The organism is Massilia sp. NBRC 108631, from assembly GCF_059704565.1.
In genome coordinates, this window is record NZ_BAAKJE010000164.1 from 1 (window position 1) to 284 (window position 284).

Here is a 284-nt window from a genome sequence, read left to right on the forward strand (position 1 = left end):
GACTTCATCGAAGGCGACATGGACCGCCCGGTGGTGGTGGCCCAGCTCTACACCGGCAGCGACGCCCCGCCCTTCGCGGCGGGCGTGGACGCGGGCGTGAACCACGCCGGCACCATAAGCGGCATCCACAGTCAGAACTTCGACCGCAGCGGCTACGGCCAATGGCAGCTCGACGACACGCCCGGCCAGGTGCGCACGCGCCTGGCCAGCAGCAGCGCCGCCACCCAGCTCAACCTCGGCTACCTGATCCAGCAGGCGCCCGGCTCCGCCCAGCGCGGCAGCTA

1 protein-coding gene is annotated in these 284 nt (G+C 71.5%); it reads left to right on the forward strand.

Annotated features, from left to right (window positions below):
* Positions 1-284 (forward strand): type VI secretion system Vgr family protein (locus tag AC6H42_RS17165; RefSeq protein WP_497548563.1); only part of this gene is annotated, 284 nt, incomplete at both ends.